This is a genomic window from Limosilactobacillus sp. DJ3M12, from assembly GCF_947381695.1.
Lineage (GTDB): Bacteria > Bacillota > Bacilli > Lactobacillales > Lactobacillaceae > Limosilactobacillus > Limosilactobacillus kinnaridis.
Genome location: NZ_CANCWY010000002.1, coordinates 108,417 through 135,269, shown reverse-complemented (window position 1 = coordinate 135,269; position 26,853 = coordinate 108,417). Strand labels below are relative to the sequence as shown.

At 38.1% G+C, this 26,853-nt stretch carries 34 protein-coding genes and 1 tRNA gene; 17 read left to right on the top strand and 18 right to left on the bottom strand.

Features of this window, described 5'->3' with window-relative positions; translation table 11 throughout:
- Window positions 1-706 precede the first annotated feature (706 nt).
- From QOS06_RS03090 to QOS06_RS03020, 15 genes are all read right to left on the bottom strand, one after another.
- Entirely contained in the window at window positions 707-931 is a 225-nt protein-coding gene (locus tag QOS06_RS03090; protein WP_180874772.1) for a hypothetical protein, read from the bottom strand.
- Between the two features lie 1,113 nt (window positions 932-2,044).
- Window positions 2,045-2,410, bottom strand: coding sequence for a hypothetical protein (locus tag QOS06_RS03085; RefSeq protein WP_283595476.1), 366 nt, complete (start codon window positions 2,408-2,410; stop codon window positions 2,045-2,047).
- Complete coding sequence (locus QOS06_RS03080) at window positions 2,407-2,538, bottom strand: hypothetical protein (RefSeq protein WP_003667529.1); 132 nt, start codon at window positions 2,536-2,538, stop codon at window positions 2,407-2,409. Before QOS06_RS03080 ends, QOS06_RS03085 begins: the two co-directional genes overlap by 4 nt.
- Before the next feature lie 389 nt (window positions 2,539-2,927).
- Window positions 2,928-3,353: a hypothetical protein gene (locus QOS06_RS03075; RefSeq protein ID WP_099979704.1), complete on the bottom strand. Its 426-nt coding sequence runs from the start codon at window positions 3,351-3,353 to the stop codon at window positions 2,928-2,930.
- Window positions 3,354-3,406: 53 nt separating this feature from the next.
- Window positions 3,407-3,799, bottom strand: a complete 393-nt coding sequence (locus QOS06_RS03070; protein ID WP_283595475.1) for a hypothetical protein — start codon at window positions 3,797-3,799, stop codon at window positions 3,407-3,409.
- Between the two features lie 20 nt (window positions 3,800-3,819).
- Window positions 3,820-4,818, bottom strand: coding sequence for a hypothetical protein (locus QOS06_RS03065; protein WP_283595474.1), 999 nt, complete (start codon window positions 4,816-4,818; stop codon window positions 3,820-3,822).
- Window positions 4,796-5,008, bottom strand: coding sequence for a hypothetical protein (locus QOS06_RS03060; RefSeq protein WP_180874947.1), 213 nt, complete (start codon window positions 5,006-5,008; stop codon window positions 4,796-4,798). Before QOS06_RS03060 ends, QOS06_RS03065 begins: the two co-directional genes overlap by 23 nt.
- A 3-nt stretch (window positions 5,009-5,011) precedes the next feature.
- Window positions 5,012-5,476, bottom strand: a complete 465-nt coding sequence (locus QOS06_RS03055) for a hypothetical protein (RefSeq protein ID WP_283595473.1) — start codon at window positions 5,474-5,476, stop codon at window positions 5,012-5,014.
- Window positions 5,467-5,751 (bottom strand): hypothetical protein, encoded by a 285-nt coding sequence (locus QOS06_RS03050; RefSeq protein ID WP_283595472.1) that lies wholly within the window; start codon window positions 5,749-5,751, stop codon window positions 5,467-5,469. The genes QOS06_RS03055 and QOS06_RS03050 overlap by 10 nt, the downstream gene beginning before the upstream one ends.
- Window positions 5,751-6,020, bottom strand: a complete 270-nt coding sequence (locus tag QOS06_RS03045; protein WP_099979699.1) for a hypothetical protein — start codon at window positions 6,018-6,020, stop codon at window positions 5,751-5,753. The genes QOS06_RS03050 and QOS06_RS03045 overlap by 1 nt, the downstream gene beginning before the upstream one ends.
- 171 nt (window positions 6,021-6,191) lie before the next feature.
- A complete protein-coding gene (locus QOS06_RS03040) occupies window positions 6,192-6,506 on the bottom strand; it encodes a hypothetical protein (RefSeq protein ID WP_229412043.1) in 315 nt (104 codons plus the stop codon).
- 13 nt (window positions 6,507-6,519) lie between these two features.
- On the bottom strand, window positions 6,520-6,657 hold the full coding sequence (locus QOS06_RS03035; RefSeq protein WP_180874766.1) for a hypothetical protein: 138 nt from the start codon (window positions 6,655-6,657) through the stop codon (window positions 6,520-6,522).
- A gap of 43 nt (window positions 6,658-6,700) precedes the next feature.
- Window positions 6,701-6,976, bottom strand: a complete 276-nt coding sequence (locus QOS06_RS03030) for a helix-turn-helix domain-containing protein (RefSeq protein WP_283595471.1) — start codon at window positions 6,974-6,976, stop codon at window positions 6,701-6,703.
- Between the two features lie 17 nt (window positions 6,977-6,993).
- The gene (locus QOS06_RS03025) at window positions 6,994-7,608 is read right to left on the bottom strand and encodes a Rha family transcriptional regulator (protein ID WP_283595470.1); all 615 of its coding nucleotides are present in this window, start codon (window positions 7,606-7,608) and stop codon (window positions 6,994-6,996) included.
- A gap of 13 nt (window positions 7,609-7,621) precedes the next feature.
- Window positions 7,622-7,840, bottom strand: a complete 219-nt coding sequence (locus tag QOS06_RS03020) for a hypothetical protein (protein ID WP_283595469.1) — start codon at window positions 7,838-7,840, stop codon at window positions 7,622-7,624.
- A 125-nt stretch (window positions 7,841-7,965) separates the two neighbouring features.
- Between QOS06_RS03020 and QOS06_RS03015 the strand changes: the two genes are divergently transcribed.
- From QOS06_RS03015 to folP, 11 genes are all read left to right on the top strand, one after another.
- Window positions 7,966-8,583 carry a helix-turn-helix domain-containing protein gene (locus tag QOS06_RS03015; protein WP_283595468.1) on the top strand — a complete coding sequence of 206 codons (618 nt, stop codon included), beginning with the start codon at window positions 7,966-7,968 and terminating at the stop codon, window positions 8,581-8,583.
- Between the two features lie 326 nt (window positions 8,584-8,909).
- On the top strand, window positions 8,910-9,860 hold the full coding sequence (locus QOS06_RS03010) for an SHOCT domain-containing protein (RefSeq protein ID WP_283595467.1): 951 nt from the start codon (window positions 8,910-8,912) through the stop codon (window positions 9,858-9,860).
- Window positions 9,861-9,873: 13 nt separating this feature from the next.
- Window positions 9,874-11,505: an SNIPE associated domain-containing protein gene (locus tag QOS06_RS03005; RefSeq protein WP_225431927.1), complete on the top strand. Its 1,632-nt coding sequence runs from the start codon at window positions 9,874-9,876 to the stop codon at window positions 11,503-11,505.
- Between the two features lie 496 nt (window positions 11,506-12,001).
- Window positions 12,002-13,087, top strand: a complete 1,086-nt coding sequence (locus tag QOS06_RS03000) for a tyrosine-type recombinase/integrase (RefSeq protein ID WP_283595466.1) — start codon at window positions 12,002-12,004, stop codon at window positions 13,085-13,087.
- 150 nt (window positions 13,088-13,237) lie between these two features.
- The gene (locus tag QOS06_RS02995; RefSeq protein ID WP_085680593.1) at window positions 13,238-13,633 is read left to right on the top strand and encodes an ASCH domain-containing protein; all 396 of its coding nucleotides are present in this window, start codon (window positions 13,238-13,240) and stop codon (window positions 13,631-13,633) included.
- A gap of 63 nt (window positions 13,634-13,696) precedes the next feature.
- Window positions 13,697-14,056, top strand: a complete 360-nt coding sequence (gene folB / locus QOS06_RS02990) for a dihydroneopterin aldolase (protein ID WP_078009455.1) — start codon at window positions 13,697-13,699, stop codon at window positions 14,054-14,056.
- 2 nt (window positions 14,057-14,058) lie between these two features.
- Window positions 14,059-14,571 carry a 2-amino-4-hydroxy-6-hydroxymethyldihydropteridine diphosphokinase gene (gene folK, locus QOS06_RS02985; RefSeq protein ID WP_003670812.1) on the top strand — a complete coding sequence of 171 codons (513 nt, stop codon included), beginning with the start codon at window positions 14,059-14,061 and terminating at the stop codon, window positions 14,569-14,571.
- Window positions 14,553-15,131, top strand: coding sequence for a GTP cyclohydrolase I FolE (folE, locus tag QOS06_RS02980; protein ID WP_139561361.1), 579 nt, complete (start codon window positions 14,553-14,555; stop codon window positions 15,129-15,131). Before folK ends, folE begins: the two co-directional genes overlap by 19 nt.
- Window positions 15,118-16,377, top strand: coding sequence for a bifunctional folylpolyglutamate synthase/dihydrofolate synthase (locus tag QOS06_RS02975; RefSeq protein WP_191338804.1), 1,260 nt, complete (start codon window positions 15,118-15,120; stop codon window positions 16,375-16,377). The genes folE and QOS06_RS02975 overlap by 14 nt, the downstream gene beginning before the upstream one ends.
- Window positions 16,367-16,954, top strand: a complete 588-nt coding sequence (gene folQ3 / locus QOS06_RS02970) for a dihydroneopterin triphosphate diphosphatase FolQ3 (protein WP_085649771.1) — start codon at window positions 16,367-16,369, stop codon at window positions 16,952-16,954. The genes QOS06_RS02975 and folQ3 overlap by 11 nt, the downstream gene beginning before the upstream one ends.
- Before the next feature lies 1 nt (window position 16,955).
- A complete protein-coding gene (folP, locus tag QOS06_RS02965; RefSeq protein ID WP_139561359.1) occupies window positions 16,956-18,119 on the top strand; it encodes a dihydropteroate synthase in 1,164 nt (387 codons plus the stop codon).
- Here the strand turns inward: folP and QOS06_RS02960 are convergent.
- Entirely contained in the window at window positions 18,085-18,420 is a 336-nt protein-coding gene (locus QOS06_RS02960; protein ID WP_078009451.1) for a hypothetical protein, read from the bottom strand. The genes folP and QOS06_RS02960 overlap by 35 nt on opposite strands.
- 141 nt (window positions 18,421-18,561) lie before the next feature.
- On the opposite strand from QOS06_RS02960, the gene QOS06_RS02955 reads away from it, so the two are divergent.
- Both QOS06_RS02955 and QOS06_RS02950 read left to right on the top strand, forming a co-directional pair.
- On the top strand, window positions 18,562-18,834 hold the full coding sequence (locus tag QOS06_RS02955) for a hypothetical protein (protein WP_078009450.1): 273 nt from the start codon (window positions 18,562-18,564) through the stop codon (window positions 18,832-18,834).
- Between the two features lie 63 nt (window positions 18,835-18,897).
- Window positions 18,898-18,968: transfer RNA gene (locus tag QOS06_RS02950), tRNA-Gly, on the top strand.
- Window positions 18,969-19,019: 51 nt separating this feature from the next.
- On the opposite strand, the gene QOS06_RS02945 is transcribed toward QOS06_RS02950, so the two are convergent.
- Together QOS06_RS02945 and thiD are read right to left on the bottom strand one after the other, a co-directional pair.
- The gene (locus QOS06_RS02945) at window positions 19,020-19,958 is read right to left on the bottom strand and encodes an L-lactate dehydrogenase (RefSeq protein ID WP_085719674.1); all 939 of its coding nucleotides are present in this window, start codon (window positions 19,956-19,958) and stop codon (window positions 19,020-19,022) included.
- Window positions 19,959-19,970: 12 nt separating this feature from the next.
- Window positions 19,971-20,786, bottom strand: coding sequence for a bifunctional hydroxymethylpyrimidine kinase/phosphomethylpyrimidine kinase (gene thiD, locus QOS06_RS02940; protein WP_003670827.1), 816 nt, complete (start codon window positions 20,784-20,786; stop codon window positions 19,971-19,973).
- A 361-nt stretch (window positions 20,787-21,147) separates the two neighbouring features.
- On the opposite strand from thiD, the gene argS reads away from it, so the two are divergent.
- The 4 genes from argS (at window position 21,148) to QOS06_RS02920 (ending at window position 26,853) form a co-directional block, all read left to right on the top strand.
- Window positions 21,148-22,836 (top strand): arginine--tRNA ligase, encoded by a 1,689-nt coding sequence (gene argS / locus QOS06_RS02935; RefSeq protein ID WP_085680587.1) that lies wholly within the window; start codon window positions 21,148-21,150, stop codon window positions 22,834-22,836.
- 167 nt (window positions 22,837-23,003) lie between these two features.
- Window positions 23,004-25,169 carry a PBP1A family penicillin-binding protein gene (locus QOS06_RS02930; RefSeq protein ID WP_003670830.1) on the top strand — a complete coding sequence of 722 codons (2,166 nt, stop codon included), beginning with the start codon at window positions 23,004-23,006 and terminating at the stop codon, window positions 25,167-25,169.
- Window positions 25,170-25,217: 48 nt separating this feature from the next.
- Window positions 25,218-25,589 carry a YlbF family regulator gene (locus QOS06_RS02925; protein ID WP_139561358.1) on the top strand — a complete coding sequence of 124 codons (372 nt, stop codon included), beginning with the start codon at window positions 25,218-25,220 and terminating at the stop codon, window positions 25,587-25,589.
- Between the two features lie 79 nt (window positions 25,590-25,668).
- Window positions 25,669-26,853, top strand: coding sequence for a metallophosphoesterase family protein (locus QOS06_RS02920; RefSeq protein ID WP_139561357.1), 1,185 nt, complete (start codon window positions 25,669-25,671; stop codon window positions 26,851-26,853).

Genomic DNA, 26,853 nt, shown 5'->3' with positions numbered 1-26,853 from the left:
ACGCTTTTAAATGCTATAATACACATATGAAAAGCCCCTAAGAGTTGAGCTACCAACTTGCAACTCTTAGGGCGGTGATTAATCACCACTTGATTTCAAGTTTTAAGTCTAGCGATATAAAGATTTTGAGCTTTAATCTAATCTTTATTTTGCTAGGCTTTTTATTTACTTTTAAGCGCAATTTAACTCCAACATTTCCCAACATCTGCTAGTAGAAAATGTTAGCATTTGCTAGCATCATGCTTTTATAAATTCCTAGCATTTCCTAGCATTTCTGAGCATTTTAACACTAATAAAATCCTAGGATTTACTAGGTTTTAACAGTAAAGCTAGAGGCTTTCAAGGGCTATCAAAATAGGGTGCAACCTTTCTCGTTTTTGTATGCACACTTTTTTGGAAAGTACGCATACTTTTTAATGAGGGTGCGCACTAAATTATACTCAAGATAATATGCTAAAATACCTATGGGGCGTGAAAAGTAAAGTTGTTAATTTTTCGACAATATCAAGGGTAGCTTGTGAGGGCTACTCTTTTTTATCCTACCATTTCCTACCATCGTGCCATCATTTGCCATCATTTTTAAACTGGGTTAAGCGATTTTTTGAGGTTAGCATTGGTTAACATTCAGTATATCCAAAGTGATAATATTAGATTATTGAGTGGTGCAAAATAAAAGGGCGGTCTAGGTGTCTAGGTCGTCCTTTAGTTAGTTAACTTGTTTTTTTACGGGTAAGCGCAATTTTGCGCCCTCGTCACTTAATCGCTTGGCTTTTTGCTCTTGTGCTAGTGATATTAATTTGTCTAGGTCGTCTTTATCTGCATAGTGTTTAATAAACGTTTTAGCATTTGAACGATATTGATATAGTTTGTTTTTCTCTGGGTGTCGTTTCTTGTATCGTTTAGTAGCTTCTGCCTGTGCAAGTGTAACCATGAAAACATCCCCTTAAATTGCATATAGTGTAATATAGTGTCTTATAGCGTAAAGTTATATCTTGTATAGTTATATGCACATGTTATAATTGTTTATGTAAAAAGGCGCTAGGTTGTGCTAGAACCTAACGCCCGACGTTTTCTTGCTAGACAGGTTTACTTCAAAGCATTAGTAGTTAGTAGCTATTAATGCTTTTTTAGTAGGCTGATTGCAATAACAACTACAAATACAAGCATTTTATAGCTTGTAAATGTTAATGTTATGCTCACCGCCGGAACCTCCCTAGCAGTCAAGAAACAAACACATAACCAACACTTCCGTTTCTTGCTGTGCTTGTAAAAGGCTGGTTGGTGTCTAGCTTCTTTTCCGCCTTGATAAGTGCTAGGTTAATTACTCCTATTACTTATCATGCTTATATTATATATAACTATCATAAGCATATTCAATAACAGGTGAGCTTCTAATATTGAATGCTAACTGATAGAATAAATTCATGCCTTTTTAGGGTAAATAAAATCATGTGATATAATTATTTTGTTATACATATATCTCAAGGGCGCTCTCACAGTAGAGCGTCTTTTTTGTTGGAATTTGTCGTACAAAAAAGTCGATGTGCGTTCCCAAAGTATCAATAAATTAACCCCCGTTGAAAGAGAACGGGGGCTTTTTAGTATGTCCTATTTTGATAGCAAAAGAGGTGCGAATATTGCTCTTTCTTGCTTCTTGTTTTGACGTTAAACGTGATTATATCAACGATTACAGCTAATCACTCATAAGCAATAACAATTAACTACGAATTAGCTAACGAGTATAAGTTTTTCCGATATTCTTTTAACTACAAATACCCTCATAGAAGGAAATATTGGGCAATCGTTATTTTAATAAAGTGCTGTTATATCAATGATTAAGGAACTTTACACATAGTTCCCATTGTATGGAACATTACGCAAACTACAATTAGGCTATTTTGTATAACATTGTCAGCATTTGTCAGCATTCTTCTAACTACAAACATCCCCGATAATGTCCAATTTTGGGCAATGGTTTCTAATTAAGATTGCTGTTATATCAACCTTTTAGATGAATTGATAAATTGCACATTACATGGAACATTTACTGTTTAACAATTCCGATATTTTTGTATGCGGTTGTTACCTTGTTACCGTAATAGCCAACATAAAATCGGCGGTGCTTTTGATATACGAACCCTAGCAGTTCCATGTTCTTCTTAAAATAACGATTATTCAACGGCGTTAATGCTTGCTGTTGGCAATAATCTAAATAGCAATTGTAAGCCGTACGGCAAGCGGTATATAAACGCCTGTCTTTATTGACGTTCTCAGAAAATACAAAATTAACGACGGTTGGGTCTGCTTTGTCTTTATTTCTAACTCTAAAATGATAATCTTTCTCACTTTCAGCCATCCACTGCGCTAATGATCGCTTATTAAATACATAACGCCCACGATACCAACTCATTTAGAACCATCCCCTTTGTACTGGTCTTTCATGTAGTGGGTGAATAGCCATATAACTGCAATATCAGCGATAAGACTAGCTAAGCCACAAGCAATAGCAACAATCAATAAACACGATACAGCGAACATTTAAATCAACTCCATTTCTCTATACTCTAATTTCCATTTTAAAGCCGTCTAAGCCGTTTTAACTTGCAAATGAATAATTATATTAAACGGACGCTATCAGCTTTAAAACTGCTGATTATTTTTAAATAAGCGGGGTTCTAATTTAATACGTTATATATTTTTCACTGTCGAGTTTTCGACAATGAGTTTTCGTGGCTGAATTTTCAGCAGTCAAACTTTATACAAGTTCCTTTTCCGTGCAATTAATAATAAAAATTATAGTTGAGCTATTGATATATCAGTATTTGGGCTAGTAAAGCATTGCACGCTTTTTGCTTGCTTTTTCTACGAGTAAATAAAAATATCCCCCGATTATCGTTGATATAACAGTAATTGGGGGATGTTTATTTTCATCGCTCTAGTTGATCGTATTCGTCCAATTTTTCATTAATTGAGTAGTTACTGAAATAGCTATCAATTAACTTCTTCTTAGTTTCCCTATTCTTGCCTGTACTATGTGAGTAATCATCAATAACGGCTTTAAGGTGATTAACTATCTGCCCCTCAAGTTGTTGTGCCTCTTTGAGCTTTTTATTGTACTTGGTAACAAGCTGCTTGTTTTGCTCTAGCAGGGTAGGGACATGGTGTTTAATTATACCCATGTCGTCCAGTATCTTTTTATGAGCGAACGGTATTTTGATTAGGCTCTTATTCAATTGTGCTTCATTCTCTGCAATTTGTTTGTCTAGTTCCTTAATCTGGGTCAGCTTGATGTTGTTAGTATCAAGCCCCAGTACAACGCTAGACAGATGATCTTCAATTTCTTCACGGTTCATAGTAATTACCTCTTTTTATAGTCCGACTAATCTGCCCTTTCTTTTTAAGGGTGTCAAATCTGCCAAAACTGTTTCAAATATTTATTAGCTAATTTATCTTTTGCTTCGCTTTCCTCACTATTGCTTCTTAGATAATCGCTTCTAATGGTCTTTAATTGCTTTTGAAGCGAACTAGAAAGTTTCTTGGCTTTTATTAGCTTTCGATTGTATTTAATTATTAAGTGCCTGTTTTGTTTGAGCAGGGTAGGCGTTTGATTTTTGAAAATACCTAGACCATCAACAAAATACAAGTGGGTAAATGGTATCTTGATTAAGCTATCGTTTAATTGTTTTTCGTTGGCTTGGATTAGGCTGTCTAATCGTTTAATATCACTCATCAATTTAGTATAGGTCTCATATCCAGTACTAAAATCAGAAAGACTTCTCTCAAATTCTTTTAGGTTCATGAATGTATCACCTCTGCGTCTTAATCATTACTAGAGGATTGTTCCAATGTTTGTTTGGTGTACTCGGGTAGGTGCTGTATTAATAGCTTGGCTAATGATTGTTCATTTTGATATTGTGGCATTTGATTAGCAACGTTCATAATGTTATCAATTCCTAATTGGATGTCCTCGATTTCATAGCCGTTATGGATCAACATATCAAAAACATCAGCAAGTCTTTTATTATCTTTGGGGATATCAGTAGTTGATATACCGTTTAAGTAGTTGAATAGACTGTTAATGTTATCTTGGTTGGCTCCACTATCTACTGCACTGTTTCCTCCATTCTCTGTAGTAGCATTATTCTCTATAGAGGAAGTAGAGCTGTCGTCGTTAAGAAGAATTTCCCCCATACCCCCATTAGAAGAACTATTTATATACTTGTAGTTATTTTCTTTATTGATCTTTTCTTTGCTGTTCTGAGCTGTACTGTACTGTTCTAGTCTACTCTTATCTATACTATTCTTATCTATACTAGGTGACCCTTTAGTAATCTTTTTGTTTACGTTAGATTTACCGTTCGTTACCTTTTGGGTTACCACACCTTTCAAACGCTGTTGTTGCAAGGCTTTAAGATTTATCTGTCTGTTGCGATTTTTTCTCTCTACCCAATCATCTAATGGCAAGGCAATATTTCTATCTTCTGCGTTTATTGTGTATTTAAAATCAATTCTGATAAATACCTTACTGGATAAATCGAGAAAAGAAGTTCTAGAATAGTGATTTAATAATTGAGTATTTAGCCAGTCAACAATCAAGTAAACTCCCTCAACATTAACAATAAGACCCGCATGTTCTAATTCGCTATAGTTTTCAGCGGTTGCTTTATCCATCAAATTAATTAAAGAAACATCAGAACAAAAGCCATCATCATCAGCATATAGCACTAAATCATCGTAAAGAATTTTACTTACAGGCGATAAAGTCAAAAAGCGTCCGTCTTGGTGTATTGACTTACTAATCATTCTTCTTTGTGCCATTACTTTGATCCTCCTCTTGGTAAACATTAGTTACACGGATAGCCTTAAAAGGAATTAGCAAGTCATCATCTTTACTTAGATAATAAGGGGTACTATCACGCCAATATATCCGCTTGCTAATTTCATTTCCTGTCGCAAAGTCATTTAATATCAAATTTCCATCTTGATTAGTTGCTTGAAGCAATTTCATTACTCATCCCTCCATATTCTTATAGCTTAATTGACCATCAACAAATAGCTTTGTTAAAGCGATAAGGCGTTTAAGCATTTCAACATCGTTATTTGTGACTTGTTCAATGCGTTCAACAATCTTTTGGCGTTCTCGCTCTTTCTTTTTGTTGTGTGATAAATAGTCATGATTGTTAATTGACTTCATGATGAAATAAAGGCGAGTGGTGTTTTTATCATCGTTGTTCGTTAGCAAGGACAACTTAGAATATAAGTCACCATTGAAGCCGTCTAAGTAAACTAAGAAGGTGTGAACTTGCTTAATATCATTCCCAACGAACTTACTAATACGGGTGGCGAGTTCCGTTGGTTCTTTGGCGTTGTCAGTGTCTTTGAGATATGAATACCACGACAACAAGGCGAGGTAAGTAGTTTTCATGTCCCAACGTTCACGGTGTCCGTCTGGTGCTGTAAGAGTAACTAATTGCATTCTGTATCACCGCCTTTGAGTTCAAGAGTTGCTAATTGTTGCAATGCTTCTAAATCATTATCATTTAGGCGCTCTAAGCACTCATGTAAAGCACTGATAATATCTTGCTGATAATTGACCGCTAAGACTAGGCTAATTAAATCATTATGTGTGTAATCATCTTTCAAGCAGGGAACTAAATAGTCGTGAAGCCTTTCTTGATAATCAATTAGGGATGAAATTAAGCCGCTCATGGTTTCGTGGTCTGCTATAAGCTCATCTATTTTTTCAGTCATTACTTGTTACCACCTTTATAAAAGTCTTCAGCAACGGTTTCAATTTGATTTTGAGCGTTTGTCGTTGCTGTAATTGTTGCTTTTGCTAATGCTAGTAGTTTGGTTACTAAACGATCAGCTTGCCACTTCACGCCCTTATGTGTACTTGGATATTCAGTGAATAAGGAAACATTGTCCTCTAAAAGGTCGTTTATTGTTTGTGCTAGTCCTTTAACAGTATCTAAAGTAACGTTAGTGTCCTCTACTTGGTCGATATTAAATTTCTTCATGATTGATTATTCCTCCATTTGTTGGGGATATTCCCCGTTTTAAATACTGAAATATGTTAGAATAAGCAAGCAACGGGCTTTATCCGTTGCGCTTATTCTTTTGTTGCTGTTAAATGCTAACTACTTTGGTCGGTGAGTAGCATTTGACGGCTTTTTTATTTTGTCGAAACATTATTCTTCACTTTCTAAATCTGCGTTACTGATTGCCTGCGCTCGCTTACTCATCATTGTTATTTGTGAGGTGAGGGGAGCTAAGGCTTGTTGTCGTTCTTTGTCATTGGTGATGATGAAATATCCGTTGTTAGGATGTTCATACTTAGCACCAATTGGCTGATGGTGAATTACGATTAAACGATTAATAATTCCTCTAACTCTGCGATTGCTCCATCCAGTAAGTTTCACTAATTCTTTGAGTGGTCGAGGGCGTTCGATCCCTTTAGGCAACAAGTCCAATAGTTGTTGTTCTTCTTTGTCTAGTTGTTTCATCTGCTTTATTCCTTTACTTGATTAACTGAGCGATTAAATTCATTGCTACAAGTACAACGGGCAAGGTAACAAGGTAAGCCCATAGCCGTTCACTTGGTGCTGTGTCCCAGTAGCTTAATATGTGTTTATCAATAGTTGTTAAAAGCTTCATGATAATAAATCCTCCAATATCCACGCTGGCAAGCTGATATTATTTATTTTTCGTGTTGTTGCATAAACTCATCTAGGGCTTTCCGTCTGAAACGACTAACACCCTCAATCTGGATTGTGGGAATGTCATACTTTTTAAGCCAAGTATTGAAGACACCCCGTGATACGCCACAATATGCGCTAGCTTCCCCCTTGTTCAGATAAGGCGGGAAACTGTTTTTGTTTTGCACATCTTTAATAGCTTCATTTAGGGCTTCCACGATCATCGTTTTAGTTGCTTCCTGTAAATCATTCGGCAACTGCACCTGTAAACTTTCCATGTTCTCAACTCCAATTATTAAGCTAATAGCAAAACGCCTTTTACTTCGTCCCACGTCTTATTGAGGCCAACAAGGCCAATAGCGATATTCTCTAATTGCTGATACCGTTCTTGCTCTTTGAGTGTTAGACCATCTAACGCAACTTTGACGTGTCGCTGTTTCTTAATTTGCTGAGCAGTAAGTCCACCAGTAGCACGCTTCAATAAAAGCTGTGTCATATTGCGATAACTCCATTGAGTAACGTGTGGCCAATCCTTGACAGCGTCCATCAAAGACTTACGCTGTGGCTTTTCAATAGCTCGGTTAATCTGTCGCTGATTGAGCTCTTTTCTCATACGGTAGAACTCACGGACTAGATTTTTCTTAAACTGATTGACCTCTGGTGTGTTATCCAAGTAGGTAATTAGTAAAGTAGCTTGTTGCTCGTTAAGGTGGTAGGTCTTTTGTGGTCGTCCACGTCCATTTAATTTACGGATTTCAAATCCCAAAACTCCGAACTCTTCAAAGTCTCTTTTATGATTACGGATTAGGTGCTTAACATTATCCAATTGATTATTACTGCATTCTGAAATGATCTTATCTGTGGTATACGGCTCCTCATTCAAGCCGTGCATGAAAACTAAATCGTTCATTCAATCCATCCCCTTACTTGTCTTGTGTTGCTACGACACGATGTTCAGATAGCCAATTAGTCAAACGCTTATAAACATTGTTTTGGATAGCAAAAGGCGTTTTATTGTTAATCAAGCGTGTCATTGTAGGCAACGAAACGCCAATCTCGTTAGCTAAATCATTGCGAGTTAATCGCTCTAATCCTTTAGCCATTAATAATTGCCGTTGTAAATTGTCTGTAAAAACATCCATGATGTTCACCTCTTTTTCTTCCAATCTGGAAACAATAATATTCTTCCATTTTGGAAATGTCAATTATTTTCTTCCGAAAAGGAAAAAATGTGTTATCTTTATATTAAGAAGTTGGGTGAAATTTTATGAAAAAGAACGAATCAGAAAAAGAAAAAAAGCCCCACAATAGAATTGCGGAGCTGAGGAAAGATCGAGGATTAACAATCCAACAGGTGGCGGATGGAATTGGTGTTAGCAACGGAACGATTAGCAGATATGAAAAGGGAACTAGAGAACCAAAACTAGAAACTTGGGTTAAACTTGCTGATTTTTTTAATGTTCCCGTTCCTTATTTACAAGGTATAACCTTTAAGGGTTTCAAGTTTGGCAGCAATGATAGCTTTGAACAGATAGCTTATGATTATGGACTACTGGACAATTATGCGGAATTTGCGAATAACATAAGTGAAGATAAACGTAAGGCAATTTCGGAAGCTGTTATTCTTTTCAAGTCAACGATAATACAACTTTTGGAAATGGATAATCGTTACAAGAGCGATACATACCAAGAGTATTTAAAGAGTTTGATAGGTGTAGTTTCTTTCTTGAGTGCAAGCATAAATTCGGTCAAAATTGGTAATGAAAAGCAACGTCAAAAAGTGATGAAATGTTATATAAAAGGCATTGAAAAATTTGCTGAATATGTGTCAAAAAGTTCTATAGCTGATTTGGTGCTTGACAATAAGGACGGCAAAGACAAATAACCATTGTTTCAGTTGCTATGGCGTCAATATAGCCGTTTAATGTTAGGTTTTGCTAGGTTCTATCCTGCGAAACCAATATACACACTAATAGCACCACTGCTATATCTCCCCAGTTTTGGGGACATCTGCTCAAAAATGAGCCTATGTTTAACTAGCCGAAAACTCGGCTGATTACATCCGTCCAAAATCGGACACATCTTACTCACCTCAATTTTGGGGTGAGTATGAACAAGAATTGAAAAAATTGAAAGAAAAATATAAGGACTAATCATGCGTAATCCAATTCGCAAACATGATCGACATTAAAATTTAGGGGGATTTATTTTATGGAGTATATTGATGCTTGGAATAAGTACAAACACGGAATATGGATAATCACCGGGATTGCTGCCGTAATCGGAATAGCAGGTGGCCCTATTGGAATAATATTCTTTGCCTTTTTTGGATTTTGCTTTGCATATTTATTTGACTTAATCCTTTTTCTTATAAAAGAAAGTCCTGAAGAAAGAGCTGCTTATAAGAAAAAACGTATAGAACTCCGTAATTCAATGCTTGAAAAGCAGCAAGCTAAAAAGAAGGCTAAGCAGAAAGCAGAAGAAGAACGACAAGCCCAAAGAAATGATCAAATAAAAGAATGGCAGACTGAAGACCTATCAAAACGTGCTGGTAAAGTTGACGGCTTAGTCCTTAAAAAGAATGAATACTGTTACTTAGCAATTTCTGAATTAATTAATTGGAAAGAGGATAGATCTAAAACAAGACGTGTTAATTACGGCGGTTTAACATCTTCAATCCATATAGCAAAAGGTCTTAATTATAGACTAGGGAGTGTTAAGACTGATATTCAAAAAGAAAACTACATAGTAACTTTATTTACTGGTGCGTTATTTCTAACAAACAAACGGATTATCTTAGTGAATAAAGAAGGAAGCAAAGCTTATCCATTTACTAGACTTTTAAGAGCTACTCCATACAGGGATGGGGTTGCTTTATATAGTAATGCTGGTAAAAGAGTGATTTTAGATGGATTCTCTGATGCAGAAAAATTCAATATTTATTTAGATAGATTGCTCAGTGAAGATGATATATTACCTCATCTTGAAGAAAAGGAAACTATGCACACTGAGGAAAAAGTTTCAAATTCTAATAAAGATGAAAGTAGAAGTCAATTTAGTAAAGAATTTGCTGAATTAAGAGAACTTAAAACTTTGCTTGATGACAAAATAATTACGCAAGAAGAATTTGAAGCAAAGAAGAAGCAACTATTAGATTTATAATTTGAGGGATTTTATGAAAAGATTTAAAAGAATTTCGGCTATTGTAGCCGTCTCATTTTTAGGATTTGCTATTGGAGCAGCTTTTACTTACGGCTCACCTTTAGCCGCATTGGTGGGATTGTTAATAGGATGGGGATTATCATTCTTTTGGCCTGTAATTAATCCCAATAAATTTCGTAGGGAAATTAAAAATCAAGCTGCACAAATCGCAAAGTTAGAAGCTGAAAATAAGGATCAAAAAGAAAAACTAGACAAAAAGATGACGATTCTTCAAATGAAACCCGAAGAATTAGATAATCTAATCAAAAGCAAAGAGAAAGAATTAAATAATTTAATTAAAGAGAAGCAGAGTGAATTAAACAAAATAACTAATAACTTTAATATTCAAAACGAAAAGTTGAAACAAACTAAAGAAAAAATCGATAATCTTGATCAACAAGCAGCTGATTTAAGTAACGAACTTGAAATTGAAAGAAATATTCAGCAGTTAAACGCTAAAGTGAATGATCTAAATAATGACTTAGATAAAAAACAAAAAGAATTAGATGAAGTGAAAGATGAAATTATTTCATATGACGAACAAGTTAGTATCGAAGAATACGGGCTTTACACCCCTCACTACTCATTTGAAAATTCCATTGAATATAAAGATAAATTATCTGAAATTAGAGAAAAGCAAAAAGAAGCAATAAAAAATGGCTCTGCTGGAGTAATCATTAGCTCTATGCTAATGGACGGTTCTGCTTCAAAGGGTCACAGAGTACAACTTAAAAATATAAAACAACTCATTAGAACGTTTAACGTTGAATGTGAGGCTGCAATCAATAAGGCAACTTATACAAATATGCCTAGAATTGAAAAACGAATTAATCGTTCCTTTGACCAACTTAATAAGCTTAACACTGGAAATAGTGTGGAATTAAGTCAAAATTATCTTAATTTGAAACTAGATGAGCTTCACCTAGCCTTTGAATACGAGCAAAAGAAAGAAGAAGAAAAAGAAAAGTTACGTGAAGAACGTGAAAAAGAGCGAGAAGAGAAAAAAGTACAAGCTGAGTTAGCTAAACAAAGAAAAGCCGTTGAAAAGGAACGCACAAAACAAGCAAAGCACTTTGAACAAGCTCAAGCGCTTCTTAAAGAAAAAATGGAAAACGTTAATGAAGATGACGAAAAATACAAGTCACTTCAAGAAGAAGTTGCAAAACTTAAATCTAAGCTTAGCGAGCTTGACAAGAAGTCTGAAAGCCTTGATTATCGTGAAAATCATGCAACAGCTGGATATGTATACATCATTTCTAACATTGGTTCATTTGGCCAAAATGTATTCAAAATCGGTGTAACAAGGCGATTAGAACCATTAGACCGCATCAGAGAATTAAGTAGCGCCTCAGTTCCATTTAAGTTTGATGTTCACGCTTTAATCTTTAGCGAAGATGCCTATAAGCTTGAAGCGAATCTCCATAATTACTTTGATAAGCAACGTGTCAATAAAGTTAATAATCGCAAAGAATTCTTTAACATTACTATCGAACAAATTCACGATGCTCTTGATAAGTATTACAATAGGACGTTTGAATTCCGTGAAATCCCTGAAGCTGAGGAATATCGAAAGTCGCTAGAGATCGCTGAAAAAATTAGCGCTTAATTTTAAACCGGTCGAATTCGACCGGTTTAAAAAGACATTAGAAAACGTATGTTAGATAGCTGGATATAGCTAATATATAGCCTTTTAATGTAGTAGTTTTAGATGTACTTTAAATCAATAACGTTTAGTTCTCCCCAGTTTTGGGGACATCTGCTGAGAATTGAGCCAATGTTCAATCTGCTGAAAATTCAGCAGATTACATCTCCTCAAAATCGAGGACATCTTACTCACCCCAATTTTGAGGTGAGTACATCTGCGCATAATTGCGCACATCTTTACTCAGCTCAAAATTGAGCCCGGCAAAATTACGGAGTGAATATCACTCAGCCGAAAAGTTGGCTCAGTACATCCGTCCAAAATTGGACGCATGATTGTTTAACGCAAACTGCGCTCAGCCCATCCCCCTTTTGACAGCGCAAAATTGCGCCACGAAAACTCAAATACATACCTCCAATATTCCACGTTGGCAAGCTGTGCGATTGAAAGAGGTAATTTTATGAGTTATGTAAGAAAAGCGAAAAAAGGATACTACGGTTATGCAAGCTACCAAGATAACGAGGGGAAGTGGCATCAAAAATCAGCCGGCTGTTTTAATTTAAAGCGTGAAGCACTGCAAGCAGCCAATAAACTAGAAGCAGAGTTAGACCAAGTGAACCTTGATTTAAAAGATATGACACTAGCTAAGTATTATTGGCGGTGGTATGAACTCTATGAGGAAAATGGTATTACTGATGTTACGAAAAACCGTTATAAGGTCATACGGAAAACTATTGAAAACTACTGGAAAGATACACGACTACGGGACATCAAGCGCTCTGATTATCAAGCATTTATTAACTGGTACGGTGCTAATCATGCTAGGGACAGCGTAAACAAGCTCAATAATGCTATCCGTTCATGTGTTGGCTATGCGATTGATGATGATATTATCAGCAAAGACTTCACGCATAACGTCAAGGTGGTAGCTAATAAAGAGCGAGAGCGCAAAGTTGAATACCTTAGTCATGATGAGTTAGTGACACTGAAAAATGAGGTCAACAAGAAGCTCAATCACTATAATACAAGCCGTTACATGATACTCACGGCTATCTATACAGGGATGAGAAAGAGCGAAATACAGGCGCTCACGTGGAAAGATATAGATTTTTTACATTCAACAATTAGCATTTCTAAGTCGTGGGACGAAAAGAAAAAAGCTTTCAAACCAACTAAAACAGAATCTAGCAAGCGAACGATTAAGGTTAACCGTCAACTGTTAAATCGTTTAGCTGAATTGAAAGCTAATAATAGTGTTATGGTGTTTCAAAACGTGTTAGGGACAATTCCAACAAGTAACGCATTGAATAAGTGTTTACGGTCTATTATGAATGACTGTGGTATTGAAAAGCAAGGGTTTCACTTTCATTCCTTGCGCCATGTTCATGTTGCCTATTTGTTAAGTCAAGGTGTCGATATATACGCCATTAGCAAACGTTTAGGACATTCAAACATCACTGTAACCTTGAATACTTATTCTTATTTAGTGGATGAGTACAAGGCTAAAAACGACACCTTAATCATTGATAAATTGGCGGAATTATAGAGTTCACGACAAACTCACGACAAAATAAAGCTCAAAGCCCGTTATATCAATGTTTAGTATTCCTGCCTGAGGCATCATCATAGCTCGGTAAACATTGATTTGCTGGGCTTTTTTCTTTATATTGAAATAAAACTGCAAAGGAAGACCAAAATGAAAGTTTTATCAATTCATCCCGAATATGGAATGGAAATCTTAAATGATACAAAAACAGAGGAATACCGGACATGGACAACTAAATATCGTGGTGACCTCCTAATTTGCAATAGTGCGAAGAAGACACATGGGGCGGTAGCTAGTCATGCGTTATGTGTTGCTAAGATTACTGGAATTGAGGAACAATATGACGGTGAACAAAAATATTATGCATGGGTGATTGCACCCTTTGAGGAAGGTGGTTCTTATTGGATTGAACCATTAAAAGTTAAGGGACAGTTAAAATTGTTTAACGTCGATGACCGCTTGATTAAACCTGCGCCGTTTACTAATCCTTTCTCAAAAGCTGGGGAACAATGGTACCAGGAAAAGATTGCGCCCTTAATCTATTAAGATATTTTCACCAACTAACTTATGCGTTATGATAGAAAATAAAAAATGAAGGGGCAATAGCTTATCGGAAAGATTAGAATTAACAACATGGCATTTAATACTTACAATGGTGTATTTGCGGAAGAGAAAAAGCTTGGTCAAAAAATTGAAATTGACTGTGAAATGGACTACCCAATTGAAACGATGGTTAAAACCGATGAATTAGAGGAAACTGTCAGTTACGCTGATGTTTATGAAACAATTGCGGAGTTTGTTGCCCACCATAATTACAATTTGATTGAGAGCCTTGCTAATAATTTATTGCATGAGCTTTTCAAAACATACCCAATGCTTAATGGTATTCGCCTTCGTATTCGTAAGTATAGTGTGCCAATTGCCGGAATTTTTGATAATGTCGAAATTGAAGTAGCAGGGAGCAAGTAATTATGACTGAAGTTTATCTAAGCATTGGCAGTAATATGGGCAACCGGTTAGCAAACCTTCAAAAAGCTATTCAGATGCTGAATGTGCCGCCTAAAATTGATATTACGGCGATCTCCTCAGTGTATGAAACAGAACCGGTGGGAGGTGTCAAACAAGATTCTTTTTACAATATTGCGGTTAAAGTTGCAACTGGGTTAACAGCTCAGCAACTCCTTGACCATCTTCACAATATCGAACAGGAGTTACATCGACGCCGGCTCATTCATTGGGGACCACGGACAATTGACCTTGATATTATTGATTTTGGTCATCAACATATTAAAACCTCAACGTTAACAATTCCTCATCCAGAAATGGCTAACCGGCAGTTTGTTTTATTACCAATGCGCGAAATTACTAATCAAAATGATCCTTATTATCAGCAATTGGATCATTTATTAAATAAGACTCCAGACCATAATTGGCTTAAAAAGATATATGGACGAGAGGTATTTTCATGGACCAACAAAAAATAGCAAAGGCTGTTAAAGATTTATTAATTGCAATCGGTGAAGATCCGGAACGAGAAGGATTGGCAGAGACACCCCAGCGCGTTGCCAAAATGTACCAAGAAGTTTTTTCTTCTCTTAACCATCAACCAGAAGAAGTGGCGAACTATAAGGTCTTTCATGTTGATGATGTGCCAGAAATGGTATTAGTGCAGCACATTCCTTTTTATTCAATGTGTGAACACCATTTGCTGCCATTCTTCGGATACGCGAATGTGGCTTATGTTCCTAAAGATAAGAAAGTTATTGGCCTAAGTAAGATTCCCCGGTTGTTAGATTTTGTAACGAAAAAACCGGGGATGCAAGAACGCGTTACAACAGATTTAGTAGCCGAGTTGCAACGAATCCTTGATCCAGCCGGGATTGCAGTAACCATTGCGGCCCGCCACCTTTGTATGGAAATGCGAGGTGTTAATAAGGCCGGTCAATTTACGTATACTGATAAGTTTACAGGTCAATTTAAGACTGACAGTAATTTGAAACAAGAATTTCTAAATCAAACGAGGAATTATCGTGCAGACCTATGAACAAATTAACGCGGGCTTTAACCGCCAAATGTTGGGAGGACAACAGGATCGGGTAAAATTTTTACGACGAATTCTTACTCGTTTAAAAAATCCTGACCAGCGATTTAAGATTATCCATATTGCGGGGACAAACGGAAAAGGCTCGACTGGGACAATGTTAGAACAGGGTTTGCAAAATGCTGGATATCGGGTCGGTTATTTTAGCAGTCCTGCTTTGGTAGATGATCGGGAGCAAATTAAGGTTAATGACCATTTGATTAGTAAAAAAGATTTTGCGATGACTTACCAAAAGATCACCGAACGCTTACCAATTGATCTTTCGCCTGATGATATTACCATTTTTGAGTGGTGGGCCTTAATAATGCTGCAATATTTTGCGGATCAAAAAGTGGATTGGGCAGTCATTGAATGCGGTTTAGGCGGTCAAGATGATGCAACCAATATTATCAATGCGCCTTTTATTAGTGTGATAACACATGTTGCCCTTGACCATACGCGGATCTTAGGCCCAACGATTACCCAAATTGCCCAAGCTAAAGCAGGGATTATCAAGAATGGGACTAAGCAAGTGTTTTTAGCGCCGCACCAAGAAAAAGACACTCTCACAATTATTAAGGCAAAGGCTCATCAGCAAAGAGTGGGATTAACGCAAGCAGATGCCCAGTCAATTGTTGATGGAAAGGCAATCCTGAAAGTTAATCATAAAATTTATAAAGTTCCTTTTAATTTATTAGGGACATTTCAAAGTGAAAATTTGGGCACCGTTGTCAGTGTATTTAATTTTCTTTTTCAACGAAGACTGGTTACTTCTTGGCAGCCTTTACTATCAACGCTTGCGACAGTGAAGATTGCTGGTCGAATGCAGAAAATCGCTGATCATCCTTCTATTATTTTGGACGGGGCTCATAATCCAGATGCAGCCAAACAACTTACCGAAACTATCTCTAAGTTTCCCCGTAATAAAGTAATTATGGTTCTTGGTTTTCTTGCTGATAAAAATATTAGTCAGATGGTTAAAATTTATCAGCAAATGGCAGATAAGATAATAATTACTACTCCTGACCATCCAACTCGCGCCCTTGATGTAAGTGAGTTGAAATCAGCTCTGCCTCAAGCGATTATTGCCGATAATCCCCGAAAAGGGTTAGTGGTGGCAAAAAAGATTGCGGAGCCGAATGATTTAATTATTGTAACGGGTTCTTTTTATACGATTAAAGATATCGAGGCCAGTTTAGATGAAAAATAATTTTATTATTGCAACCCATAATATTCATAAAATTAAAGAAATTGAAACCATTCTAAATTTTTACCACCAACACGGTGAGGGGTATCGAAAAAAGTTACCGCAACAAACCTTTCCTCCTGAATCAACAGTGAGCTATGAAGAAAACGCAAAGGCAAAGGCCCTCTTTATCAGTCAACAACTACCGGCAGCAAAAATAATTGCCGATGATTCTGGCTTAGAACTCCCGGCTTTTCCTGGAAGATACGGGGTGCAGACAGCGCGGGAATTGGCACAAGAAGTTCCTAATGGTGATTTAAATGATTACTTGATCCATTTAGTTGATGGTAAATCCCGACAATTTATAATGAAAACAACAATTGCCCTGGCGATAAATAATCAAGTGGTTAAAATTGGTCATGGTCAATTAAAGGGGACAATTGCTCATGCCGAACGCGGAGTCAATGCGACGGGGTTTGATCGGATTTTTATTCCAGCTGGTGAATCACAAACGCTCGCCGAAATGGACCAGCCGACCCGCATTTCTTATTTACATCGTGCACGAGCTGTTAAAAATTTATTAGATCAATTAGGAGAATGAAATGAAAGTTACTGAAAATTTAGTTACTAAAGACTATTCGAAGTTAGTGTCCGCGATCTTAGCCGACCAAGTTAATCGCCATCAGCAGCTTTTATTGACGTGGGAGTGTCCAGATGTGGAGACGGCTGGAATGGTAGAGCGATTTATCCGTCATTTTGATACCCCTGTCGCTTGTGTTGAAAAGCGCGTAGAATTTTCTTTCCCGCTCCTTTCACTAAAAGAACTAATAGCACGGGTGAAAGAGCGGTGGGAGAACGACCAAGAATTAATTGCTTCTCTTGAACAGGTTTACCATCGTCACCAGATTATTTGGCGTGCAGGCCGGTTTACTTTTGATCTGACAGAGCAACCGGTGATTTATGGAATTTTAAATGTAACTCCTGACTCATTTTATGATGGGGGTAAATTTCAATCCCATTCCGCTATTGCTAGTCAAATTGCTAAGATGGTGGCAGCTGGGGCAAACGTAATTGAAGTCGGTGGGCAAACTACGAAACCGGGTGGCTTTAAAGAGGTTGATCCGGAAGAAGAAATTGCGCGAATTATGCCGGCTATTCAGCTTCTTCGTGAAAACTATCCCCAGATTGCGATCGCAGTTGATACGTATAAACTCCCAGTAATGGCAGCGGCAATTAAGGCCGGAGTAGATATTATCAATGATGTGCAGGCATTTAATTCAAAACAAAAACTAATTTTGATGGCTAAGGAAAATGTTGGAATGGTAACGATGCATAGCAGCCGAACCCATGACTATGATAACCTTACCGTAGCGATGCAGAAATTCTTTGAACACAATCTTGGGACAATAGCGGCTGCTGGCATTGATCTTGAACGAGTGATTTTAGATCAAGGAATTGGGTATGCAAAGGTTGCTGACGGTTACCAGGATTATGCGATGATGCGCAACATTGACCAGCTTAATTACCTCCAGCGCCCGATTATGGTTGCGATCTCCCGAAAAGGTTTTGGTCAAAAATTATTTAATCTAGCAAAAGAAGACCGTCTCGGCGTAACATTGATTGCTGAGACAGCAATGTATTTGCGAGGCGGTCGTGTTTTACGAGTTCATGATGTTGAGGAAACTAGTCAGTTAGTGAAAATGATTGACACTATTGAAAACAGTTATTGGTTTAGATCCACCAGCAGCCAATCCCAAAGGCAATAATAAGGGCAATAAAAAGTAAGGCTGTTAGATAGGGATTGCCAAATGTTTCCCGTTTAAGGCGGAAAGCAGTTTCCATTAAGATATAGATTAGAATTAAAAAGATGATCCATACTAGGTTGCTCAGAAGCTGAGTCTTGAAATGAAGAAAGGTATGGACAATCGAAGCGGTCAATAAAAGGAAAAAGAATAAACGGCTTAGTTCAAGCCAGTTAGTCACTTTCCGTTCAATTTTTGCATGTAGACCAGTGGTAGTGATGAGAATCAAAATAATGATTAAGACCGCCACTATTATTTTTAACATATGGGTAAACTCCTTTCGGCTTTGATTTTAGCATTGATGAGAGAAACTGACTATATGCTTTTGACTTGAAAATATAATAAAAAAAGTGTATGGTACGTATATTGCTTGCGTAAAAATAAATAATATTTGAGGTGAAATCAAGTGGCAGATTTTGAAATTGGCGATATTGTAAAAGGAAAGAAATTCGGTCCCCTCGAACATGAATTTTCTGGTGTTGTTGAAAAGGTTTATACTAATTCAATTATGGTATCCATCCAAGATTTTGATCCGTCTGATAAAAGCGGGGTTAACGAATTAAATGGCCGCGCTGTTATTCGCCAAAAAGAAGCTAAGATGGTAAAGGCTGTTCCTCGTGAAGAAGAAAAGGATGACGAAGAAACAGCAGAAGATACTAAATCTTCAAAAAAATCTTAAAAAAAGATGACAAATAATTAGAAGAGGTATATACTAACTAAGTGTTGAACTTAGTTAGTTAATGCGGGTATAGTTTAGTGGTAAAACTCAACCTTCCCAAGGTTGCGTCGCGAGTTCGATTCTCGTTACCCGCTCTTATAAAAAAGCTGAGGCTAAGAGAAAGTTTTCTCCTAGCTTCAGCTTTTTTAGATCTCAATCTTAGCTAAAACTTGATGCATTGCTTCAGCAGACTGTTGCATCTTTTTAACTTCATCTGATGTTAACGGATATTCAACGACCTGGCCGATTCCTTGACTATTAATGATGGCAGGCGTTCCTAAGTACAGGCCCTTAATTCCGTACTGTCCATCAAGCGGAGCCGAAATCGGTAGGACAAGGTTCCGGTTTTCGATGATTGCCCGTGTAATATACGAGAGGCATTTAGCAATTCCGTAGAAAGTAGCCCCTTTATTGGCAATTATTTGACTGCCAGCTTCGTGAACTGCTTTTTCAATTTCACTTTTATCAATATTTGAAAGGGCAGTAATTGTATTGAGGGCCTTTCCACCGATTGTGATTTCATTAAAGGCCGCAAAAGAAGTATCACCATGTTCGCCAAGCATTAAGGCATCGATGACATTGACGGATAGGTGTAATTTCTTGCTTAAGAGGACCCGTAGCCGCATTGAATCAAGAGAAGTTCCGGTCCCGATAACCCGTTCTTTAGGAAAACCGCTGATTCGCTGCGCAATTGTTGTAAGGATATCAACAGGATTGCTTGAGATAACGAAAACACCAGTGAATCCACTTTTGACAATCGGTTCAATAATTGACTTAAGAATCGTAGTGTTTTTATTAACTAGGTCTAAACGTGTTTCACCAGGTTTACGGGGAATCCCCGCTGTAATAACAACCACGTCAGCATCAGCGGCATCTTCATAGGTTCCCGCATAAATCTTTACTGGGTTTGTCAGGGGTGTAATATCAGCAAGATCAGCCGCATCCCCAACTGCTTTTGACCTTGTACGATCCACCAGTACCAATTCATCGACCTCATTTGTTGACTGCAATAATGAAAAGGCAAATGATGAACCGACAGCCCCATCACCTATTAATACAACTTTATGCCTATACGTATCAAGCATCAAAAATTCCTCCTAATGCAGCTCCTTTTGCGCATCCCAATGGTTGATTGGACCAAATTTATGACCAACCGTTAATGGATTTGCGATTGCTGCGTAAACGGCATCTTTAGCCTTTGTTACTGCTATTTTAACATTATTTCCCTTCGCAAGCTCGGCAGCAATGATCGCGGAGAAGCTATCCCCGGTTCCATTCAATCGATCAGTCTTAACAAAAGGTTTTTTGAGCCAGAAGCTATCACCGTCTTCAAGAAGAACAAAGTCATCAACAGTTGTTTGGCTATCATCATTATGCGCGCCCTTAATCACCACATTTTTTGCCCCTAAATCTTGGAGATAATGGGCTGCTTTAACCCGTTCTTCATCTGTACTCATTTCGATTCCTGTTAACTTTTGAGCTTCATAGAAATTAGGGGTAATAACAGTTGCAAGGGGAATAATTCGTTCACGAAATAGTTCATAGGCGGATTGTTCAAGCAACATTGCTCCGTGCTTAGTAATAATCACAGGGTCAACAACTAACGGGCCAAAATGTTCAGGCGAATAGTTATCAGCAACGACATTAATTACATCATCATTAGCAAGCATTCCAGTTTTGGCTGCTTTGATGTCAAAATCTTCACTTAACACCTTAAACTGTTCAGCAATAAATTCTTGCGGCATTACTTGAGAAGAGGTGATCCCATAAGAATTTCCGGAAACAGCGGCAGTTAAAATACCGTGACCATATACGCCATCCGCAAAAAAGGCATGAAGGTCCGCGGGCATTCCAGCACTCCCATCCGAATCATGACCTGCAATTGTGACAGCTTGAATTGTAGGGTTTGTCATAAATAACTCATCAACCTTTCATTATTATTTAATGATAATAATTGTAACATATAATAAGTAAGAAAAAAGCAATAACTCGTTCCCCGTAGATAGGTCCTTGTTTTTAAATCTAAATTTGTTATAATGATTGAGTATGAAAATAGGATTTGAGGAGTAGTAGCATTTTGAAATCTACAGCGACCCTTTGTTGATGAGAGTTAGGGGCTTTTCGATTTGTGAAGGCGTGCCTCGGATATTTCAATTAAATCAATTAATGAGTGGAATTCTAATTCAATTAGAGTGGTACCGCGGGTAAATCTCGTCTCTAGTAAGCATAATGCTTATTAGGGGCGTTTTTTTATAAGTATAAGGAGGAATATATATGAGCGATAAGCAACAAGTTGCAGCTGCATTGGCACAAGCATTGCCAGAGATGGATGTTAAAGAAATTGAAGCTAAGATTGAACGGCCAAAAGATTCTAGTAATGGGGATTATGCCTTCCCAACATTCTTTTTAGCTAAGACCTTACATAAGGCACCGCAAATGATTGCAAGTGAATTAGTTGAAAAGGTTGACCAAGACGGTTTTGAAAAGGTAGTTGTTGCTGGTCCATATATCAACTTCTTCCTCGACAAAGCCCAAGTTGGTGCTAAGATTTTGCAAACTATCTTAGCGGATCCTGAACATTATGGTGAGATTGATCTTGGTCACCAATCAAATGTTACGATTGATTATTCATCACCAAACATTGCTAAGCCTATGGGAATGGGTCACCTTCGTTCAACCATGATTGGTGAAGCTGTTGCCCGGATTCTTGAAAAAGTTAACTACAACTTAATTCGGATTGATTACCTTGGTGATTGGGGTACTCAATTTGGTAAGTTAATGGCTGCTTATGAGATGTGGGGAGACGAAGCGGAAGTTAAGAAGGATCCAATTAATACTTTGCTTAAGTACTATGTGCGGATCAATAATGAAGCTGACGAACATCCAGAATATACTGAAGCAGGTCGTGACTGGTTTGCTAAGCTCGAACATGGTGACGAAGAAGCATGGCGGCTTTGGCACTGGTTCCGTGAAGTTTCTCTTGAACGGTTCCAACGTGTTTACAAGATGCTAGATGTTAACTTTGACTCATTTAATGGGGAAGCTTTCTCTGCTCAAAAGATGGAAGAACCTATCCAATTGTTACGGGATAAGAACTTATTGAAGCCTAGTCGAGGTGCAGAAATTGTTGACCTTGATGAATATAACTTACCACCATTACTCATCATCAAGAGTAATGGAACGACAACTTACATCACTCGTGATTTGGCAACTGCACTTTTCCGGAAGCGGATGTATGGTCATGCTAAGTCCCTTTACGTTGTCGGTGCCGAACAAGAAACTTACTTTAAGCAATTACGTGCGGCCTTAAAGGAAATGGGCTTCAACTGGTGGGATCAAATTGAACACATCTCCTTTGGTTTAATGAACTTAAACGGTAAGAAGATGTCTACGCGGAAGGGTAATGTTGTTTCCCTTGAAGACGTATTGAATGATTCTATTGATTTAGCACGGAAGCAAATTGCCGAAAAGAACCCTGACCTTGAAAACGCTGATGAAGTTGCTAAAGAAGTCGGCGTTGGTGCCGTTATCTTCCATGATTTAAAGAACTACCGTCGGAATGCCGTTAACTTCAAGCTTGAAGATGTTGTTAAGTTTGAAGGTGAAACTGGTCCTTACGTTCAATATGCTCGTGCTCGTGCCGAGAGTATCTTACGTAAGGGTGGTATCCGGGACTTTAGCGATGTTGACTTGACAAATGCCGGTGCTGAAGCTTGGGAATTAATCAGCTTCCTTGGTCAATACAGTGAAGCAATCAAACGGGCTGCATTAAACTACGATCCATCAGTAATCGCTAAATATGCCCTTGAATTGGCTAAAAAGTTTAACCAATACTACGCTCACACTCGGATTCTTGATAAGGACGAAGCTCAACCAGCACGGTTAGCTCTTACTCAAGCAGTTAGTGATGTGCTCAAGTCAGCCCTTAACTTACTTGATATCAAGGCACCAGATGAGATGTAATCGTTATAACTACTAAATATTATTGTGAAGAGACTTGAGAGAATAAGTTTTTCTCCAGTCTCTTCATTTTTAATTTCTGGTAAAGCTGGCGGAGAAAATAGCTTACCATTTACCAAAATGTGATAAAATAATTGTCAGCTTTTTGAAATGAAAATGGAGATTTGTTAATGAATCGTGAACCACAATCTAATTCAGATTTGAAAGAGCGAATCATGAAGTGGTTAAAAAAGACTTGGGCGTCGTTCCGAGTTTGGTTTAAGCACTATTGGCAGCTCTTTGTTGCGATGCTGAAAAAGTTCTGGCATCGTTATCAATTAACGCGATGGATCATTGTTATTTTTCTAGGAATTTTCTTAATTACCAGTATCCATTTGACATTTGTTGCTAAAACTGCAGATGTTAAAAATCTTAAGAACAGGTTGCAACGGCCAACAATGATTTATGACCGTAGCAATCAATCAGCCGGGAGCCTCTATGCTCAAAAGGGAACTTATGTGGAATTAAAAGATATTTCATCAAATGTTCCTAACGCAGTTCTTTCGACTGAAGACCGGAATTTCTATCATGAACACGGCTTTTCAGTCAAAGGGTTAGGCCGGGCTGGCGTCTTACTAGTGAAAAATAAACTTCTTCACCGTGACTATATCTCCGGTGGGGGTAGTACTTTAACGCAACAACTGGTTAAGAATGCCTTTTTAACTCAACAACAGACCTTCTCCCGAAAGGCTCGGGAAATTTTTATTGCGGTTGAGGTAGAAAACCAATACAGCAAAAATGAGATTTTAACAATGTACCTCAATAATGCCTACTTTGGTCATGGGGTATGGGGAGTTCAAGATGCGGCAAAGCGTTACTTTAATGAAAACGCCAGTCAGCTAACAGTACCCCAAGCAGCCACCCTGGCTGGAATGCTGACGTCGCCAGGGATGTACGACCCAGTAGAACATCCAACAGCAACGAAGCAACGACGGAATATGGTTCTTCAGCTGATGGTTGAAAATCATAAGCTGAGTCAAAGTGCGGCGGATCAATATAAGCAAACACCGTTGAATATTACCAACGGCTACGTGCCAAATGATAGTTATAAGTACCCGTACTTCTTTGATGCGGTCATTGCCGAAGCAGAAAGCCGTTATCATATTTCGGAAAAAGATATCATGAATAATGGTTATCGGATTTATACGACGCTGGACCAAGATCAGCAGCGGTCAATGCAGCAAACTTATGACGATGACGATAACTTCCCACAGAACTCGGCTGATGGCACAATGGTTCAATCAGCCTCGATTGCGATGAATCCGAAAAATGGGGGAATTACCGCGGTCGTTGGTGGGCGTGGAAAACATGTCTTCCGTGGATTTAACCGTTCTACGCAGATGCGGCGGCAGCCCGGGTCAACGATTAAGCCGATTGTTGTATATACACCAGCCCTAGAGCATGGATATTTCTATGATTCAACGCTTCAAGATAAGAAACAATCGTATGGAACTAATAATTACACGCCAAAGAACTATGATGATACCTATAGCGGGACGGTACCGATGTATAAGGCTCTTTATGAGAGTCTTAACGCTCCAGCAGTCTGGTTATTAAATAAGATCGGGGTCAATCGTGGTTATGATATGGCAAAGAAGTTTGGTTTGCCAGTTGAAAAGGGTGATAAGAACCTTGCCTTGGCCCTCGGTGGTATGACCCGCGGAGTATCACCGCAACAAATGGCTCGTGCCTATGCAGTCTTTGCCAATGATGGTTTGATGCCATCACCGCACTACATTACCAAGATTGAAGATGCCTCTGGAAAGGTGATCGCCAAAAATGATGGTAGCAAGAATAAGCGGATCATTTCTGGTAAGACAGCCAAAGAAATGACTAGTATGCTAATTGGCGTATTTGATCACGGAACTGGTGAAACGGCCAAACCAAGTGGCTATACGCTTGCCGGTAAAACGGGGACCACAAACTCAGGGGTAAAAGGCGATGATTCCAATGATCGTGATAAGTGGATCGTAGGTTATACGCCCGATGTAGTGGTTGCAACATGGGAAGGCTATGATGATACAAACCAAAGCCACACCCTAAACGATATTTCTGAACGGAGCATTAACTACCTTTACAAGAATGAAATGAGTGCGATTTTGCCAAATACTGCTGGAACCAAATTCACGGTTGAAGATGCTCAAACACGGGCAAAAGAAAAGACAAAGGGTTCCTCTAAAGGATGGGGATCATTCCTCAAAGATGGGGGCGACTTTGTAAATAACTTCAACCAATCAGTAAATAACTTTGGTAATAAGGCAAGTCAATGGTGGAGCAATGTTCGATCGCTTTTCTAGGATAATATGATACAATTAATCTAAGAACGAGATAAAGGAGACTTTTACATGGTTGTAAATATTTATGATACTGCAAATGAACTTAGTCGCCAATTGCGCGAAACTCAAGAATATCAAGGATTACAAAAGGCTTTTGAAGCATTAAAGGCTGACAGTGACACCTTTGACACTTTCAAGAAGTTCCAACAAGCTCAAGCAGATGCTCAACACAAGCAAATGACTGGTCAACAACCAACTGATGATGAAATTAAAAACATCCAAAACCTTGCTAAGAAAGTAAGTGGCAAGAAGGTTGTTCAAGACTTGATGAACCAAGAACGGCAAGTTGATAGCATGCTTCAACAATTGAATAAGACAATTACAAGTCCAATTCAAGATCTTTACAGTGAAGTAATGCCAAAGATGCCAGGACAAGAATAGTTAATTTATTACGATCCAAGTAAGGGGCTGGGAGAAAGCAAAATTTTTCTCAGCTCCTTTATTGTTAAGAGGAAAAATTATGAGATTTATTCATACAGCCGATTTACACCTTGATAGTCCTTTTTTAGGGTTGACTTCGATGCCCAAGCCGTTATGGGAACGCGTCCACTCATCGACGTTTACTGCTTTTCAAAAGATTGTTGACGATGCGATTGCCTTAAAAGTTGATTTTGTTTTAATTAGCGGGGATATTTATGACCGTGATCAGCAAAGCATTGCCGCTACCGATTTTTTCATCAAGCAATGCGAACGACTTAAACAGGCCCGCATCCCCGTTTATCTACTTTATGGTAACCATGATTATCAAATTGTCCAAGATGCAGGCGAACTGCCAGCAAACGTTCATGTTTTTGGCAATCGCGTAACGACTACCACCCTTACTTTGGCAAATCATGACAGTGTTGCTATCTCCGGCTTTAGTTATGATCAACGCTGGATTCAAGAAGATCAAGTGAAAAAATATCCACCAAAACGAAACGAAACCTGGCACATCGGGATGCTTCATGGAGCAGTTCGGCAAAGTCAAGATAACCACTATGCTCCGTTTACGACCGATGAATTAATCGATAAAAATTATGATTATTGGGCACTTGGTCATATTCACAAGCACCAAATCTTGAATGAGAAGCCGCCAATTATTTACAGCGGTAATCCACAGGGACGGCATAAAAATGAAGCCGGACAGCACGGCTATTATTTGGTGGAAAGTCAGGGCAATAAACTTGTGCCGCAATTTAAACCAGTTGCGGAAATTGAATGGACAAGTCTAACCGTTAATGCTTTACCAACTAGTAGTCTTGCTGAAGTAGAGCGATCCCTGTCGCAAGCAATTGATGACAAACTAAAAAATGCACCATTCCAACTGGTAGAGCTTACGATTGCTAACATTGAACAACTTTCACCAACGATTCGGCACCTGCTTGCAAATGGGGATGTCCTTGAACACCTGCAGGACCAAAATGCAGATAATGGTAAATGGTGGATCTATGACCTCTTGCTCCACCAGCAAAATTTGTTGCCATCAATGACTGATCTAGATGAACAGTATTGGCAACAAGCCGCCCAAGAAGTATTTACCCCTGCTAATATTACAGAATTAACAAAAAGTTTAGCACGGGATGCTGATTTAGCCGCTAAGTTGACAAACCTTGATCTTCAGCAACTGAAGCAAGCGACGACTCAATTATTGCGGCGGGAGGATTAA

What these genes read in the sequence shown, in the direction of transcription:
- folP (WP_139561359.1), top strand. Translation starts at nt 16,956, where the DNA reads ATGAAAGTTACTGAAAATTTAGTTACTAAAGACTATTCGAAGTTAGTG.
- QOS06_RS03050 (WP_283595472.1), bottom strand. Translation starts at nt 5,751, where the DNA reads ATGACTGAAAAAATAGATGAGCTTATAGCAGACCACGAAACCATGAGC.
- QOS06_RS03020 (WP_283595469.1), bottom strand. Translation starts at nt 7,840, where the DNA reads ATGGATGTTTTTACAGACAATTTACAACGGCAATTATTAATGGCTAAA.
- QOS06_RS02925 (WP_139561358.1), top strand. Translation starts at nt 25,218, where the DNA reads ATGGTTGTAAATATTTATGATACTGCAAATGAACTTAGTCGCCAATTG.
- QOS06_RS03085 (WP_283595476.1), bottom strand. Translation starts at nt 2,410, where the DNA reads ATGAGTTGGTATCGTGGGCGTTATGTATTTAATAAGCGATCATTAGCG.
- folK (WP_003670812.1), top strand. Translation starts at nt 14,059, where the DNA reads ATGACTGAAGTTTATCTAAGCATTGGCAGTAATATGGGCAACCGGTTA.
- QOS06_RS03045 (WP_099979699.1), bottom strand. Translation starts at nt 6,020, where the DNA reads ATGAAGAAATTTAATATCGACCAAGTAGAGGACACTAACGTTACTTTA.
- QOS06_RS03065 (WP_283595474.1), bottom strand. Translation starts at nt 4,818, where the DNA reads ATGGCACAAAGAAGAATGATTAGTAAGTCAATACACCAAGACGGACGC.
- QOS06_RS03030 (WP_283595471.1), bottom strand. Translation starts at nt 6,976, where the DNA reads ATGGAAAGTTTACAGGTGCAGTTGCCGAATGATTTACAGGAAGCAACT.
- QOS06_RS02920 (WP_139561357.1), top strand. Translation starts at nt 25,669, where the DNA reads ATGAGATTTATTCATACAGCCGATTTACACCTTGATAGTCCTTTTTTA.
- argS (WP_085680587.1), top strand. Translation starts at nt 21,148, where the DNA reads ATGAGCGATAAGCAACAAGTTGCAGCTGCATTGGCACAAGCATTGCCA.
- thiD (WP_003670827.1), bottom strand. Translation starts at nt 20,786, where the DNA reads ATGACAAACCCTACAATTCAAGCTGTCACAATTGCAGGTCATGATTCG.
- folQ3 (WP_085649771.1), top strand. Translation starts at nt 16,367, where the DNA reads ATGAAAAATAATTTTATTATTGCAACCCATAATATTCATAAAATTAAA.
- QOS06_RS03080 (WP_003667529.1), bottom strand. Translation starts at nt 2,538, where the DNA reads ATGTTCGCTGTATCGTGTTTATTGATTGTTGCTATTGCTTGTGGCTTA.
- QOS06_RS02930 (WP_003670830.1), top strand. Translation starts at nt 23,004, where the DNA reads ATGAATCGTGAACCACAATCTAATTCAGATTTGAAAGAGCGAATCATG.
- QOS06_RS03055 (WP_283595473.1), bottom strand. Translation starts at nt 5,476, where the DNA reads ATGCAATTAGTTACTCTTACAGCACCAGACGGACACCGTGAACGTTGG.
- QOS06_RS02995 (WP_085680593.1), top strand. Translation starts at nt 13,238, where the DNA reads ATGAAAGTTTTATCAATTCATCCCGAATATGGAATGGAAATCTTAAAT.
- QOS06_RS03040 (WP_229412043.1), bottom strand. Translation starts at nt 6,506, where the DNA reads ATGAAACAACTAGACAAAGAAGAACAACAACTATTGGACTTGTTGCCT.
- QOS06_RS03060 (WP_180874947.1), bottom strand. Translation starts at nt 5,008, where the DNA reads ATGAAATTGCTTCAAGCAACTAATCAAGATGGAAATTTGATATTAAAT.
- QOS06_RS03090 (WP_180874772.1), bottom strand. Translation starts at nt 931, where the DNA reads ATGGTTACACTTGCACAGGCAGAAGCTACTAAACGATACAAGAAACGA.
- folE (WP_139561361.1), top strand. Translation starts at nt 14,553, where the DNA reads ATGGACCAACAAAAAATAGCAAAGGCTGTTAAAGATTTATTAATTGCA.
- QOS06_RS03025 (WP_283595470.1), bottom strand. Translation starts at nt 7,608, where the DNA reads ATGAACGATTTAGTTTTCATGCACGGCTTGAATGAGGAGCCGTATACC.
- QOS06_RS03035 (WP_180874766.1), bottom strand. Translation starts at nt 6,657, where the DNA reads ATGAAGCTTTTAACAACTATTGATAAACACATATTAAGCTACTGGGAC.
- QOS06_RS03070 (WP_283595475.1), bottom strand. Translation starts at nt 3,799, where the DNA reads ATGAACCTAAAAGAATTTGAGAGAAGTCTTTCTGATTTTAGTACTGGA.
- QOS06_RS03015 (WP_283595468.1), top strand. Translation starts at nt 7,966, where the DNA reads ATGAAAAAGAACGAATCAGAAAAAGAAAAAAAGCCCCACAATAGAATT.
- QOS06_RS03005 (WP_225431927.1), top strand. Translation starts at nt 9,874, where the DNA reads ATGAAAAGATTTAAAAGAATTTCGGCTATTGTAGCCGTCTCATTTTTA.
- QOS06_RS03075 (WP_099979704.1), bottom strand. Translation starts at nt 3,353, where the DNA reads ATGAACCGTGAAGAAATTGAAGATCATCTGTCTAGCGTTGTACTGGGG.
- QOS06_RS02960 (WP_078009451.1), bottom strand. Translation starts at nt 18,420, where the DNA reads ATGTTAAAAATAATAGTGGCGGTCTTAATCATTATTTTGATTCTCATC.
- QOS06_RS03000 (WP_283595466.1), top strand. Translation starts at nt 12,002, where the DNA reads ATGAGTTATGTAAGAAAAGCGAAAAAAGGATACTACGGTTATGCAAGC.
- QOS06_RS02945 (WP_085719674.1), bottom strand. Translation starts at nt 19,958, where the DNA reads ATGCTTGATACGTATAGGCATAAAGTTGTATTAATAGGTGATGGGGCT.
- QOS06_RS03010 (WP_283595467.1), top strand. Translation starts at nt 8,910, where the DNA reads ATGGAGTATATTGATGCTTGGAATAAGTACAAACACGGAATATGGATA.